The following is a 1,353-nucleotide window of genomic DNA, read 5'->3' as shown; positions in this document are numbered from 1 at the left end:
TAATGGGATGTACCGGCTGCTTCACCCAGCAGGTTAGGCTTGGCCTATACTGCACATAGGAGAAGTAGCATGGCGACGAATGATTTTGATGAACTGATGTCGATTGGCGTCGATATCGGCAAAGACGTCTTTCACTTGATTGGCTTCAACAAAGAGGGCCAGCTGGTGTTGCGCAGGAAGATCAAGCGCATGGCGTTGGTCGCGACGTTTGAGGAACTGCCGCGGTGCATCGTTGGCTTAGAAGCCTGCATGAGCGCGCATTTTGTCAGCCGAACGTTGCGTAAGTTGGGGTTCGAGCCCCGAATTATTCCAGCGGTCTACGTTCAGCCATTCAACAAAGGCCAGAAGAACGACTACAACGATGCTGAGGCCATCGCAGAGGCCGCGTTGCGCCCCAATCTCAAGACGGTTGCCGAGAAGACGCAGGAACAGCTCGATCTGCAGGCATTGCACCGCGTGCGCTCCCGTCTCGTGTCGCGCCGAACGGCGACAATGAATCAGATCCGCGCATTCTTGATTGAACAAGGGATCACCGTTCGCAAAAGCGTGGCCGCACTTCGCACGTCGCTCCAGGCGATTTTGGACAACCGCGATGATGAGATGTCGTTGCGGATGCGCAAGTTGATCCTCGGCCTTCAGCAGGACTGGATCTGGATCGACAAGCGGATCGAGATGACCACGTCTGAGATCGAATCCGTTAGCAAAAGCGAGGCCAGCTGTCAGCGTCTGATGACTATTCCGGGCATTGGCCCCATCATCTCAACGGCGGTGGTGGCCGCTGTCGGGAACGGCGAGGCTTATGACCGTGGGCGCGACTTTGCGGCCTGGCTGGGGCTTGTGCCACGCCAACATAGCACGGGTGGACGGACGATTTTGGGGCGGATCACGAAGCGGGGCAGTCGGTATCTGCGCATGCTGTTTGTGCAGGCCGCACAGGTCATCTTGATGCGACCCAAGAACTGGTCAAAGTTCAGTTTTGGCCCTTGGCTGGAAGCGGCGGCGACGCGCATGCAGCACAATAAGCTGGGTGTTGCACTGGCCAACAAGCTGGCGCGCATTGCGTGGAGCGTTTTGAACTCAGGCAAAGACTTCGATTGGAAAGAAAAGGAATTGGCGACTGCGATCTGATCACAGCCGCACACGATGTTCGTAAACCTCAACAGCATGGAACGGAATAAGGCGCACCCAAAGTCTGAGAGCCCAGATGGTCATAATAGATCAGGTTAGTAATGAGACAGCGGCGCGTGCGTACTCCCAACAGGGCCACGGCAAAATACTCAAGCCGATCCAAAGGCCGGATACATATCAGCGACTTCCTGAAGACGTGCAATTGAACACTTGCGAACAGCAGCC

At 55.9% G+C, this 1,353-nt stretch carries 2 protein-coding genes; one reads left to right on the top strand and one right to left on the bottom strand.

The genetic code is table 11. From position 1 onward, the window contains the following. Positions 1-69: 69 nt before the first annotated feature. Positions 70-1,128: an IS110 family transposase gene (locus OE750_RS18125; protein WP_263765709.1), complete on the top strand. Its 1,059-nt coding sequence runs from the start codon at positions 70-72 to the stop codon at positions 1,126-1,128. Between the two features lie 28 nt (positions 1,129-1,156). Here OE750_RS18125 and OE750_RS18120 read toward each other — a convergent pair. After that, the coding region (locus OE750_RS18120; protein ID WP_263765708.1) for a hypothetical protein at positions 1,157-1,353 on the bottom strand (197 nt) is incomplete at its 5' end.

It is taken from the genome of Lentibacter sp. XHP0401 (assembly GCF_025751535.1).
Lineage (GTDB): Bacteria > Pseudomonadota > Alphaproteobacteria > Rhodobacterales > Rhodobacteraceae > Lentibacter.
Note: the sequence above shows the minus strand (reverse complement) of the source record. Positions and strands in the feature narration are given on the sequence as shown.

Excerpts from the sequence above, each read along its gene's own strand:
- OE750_RS18125 (WP_263765709.1), top strand. The coding sequence starts at position 70 with ATGGCGACGAATGATTTTGATGAACTGATGTCGATTGGCGTCGATATC.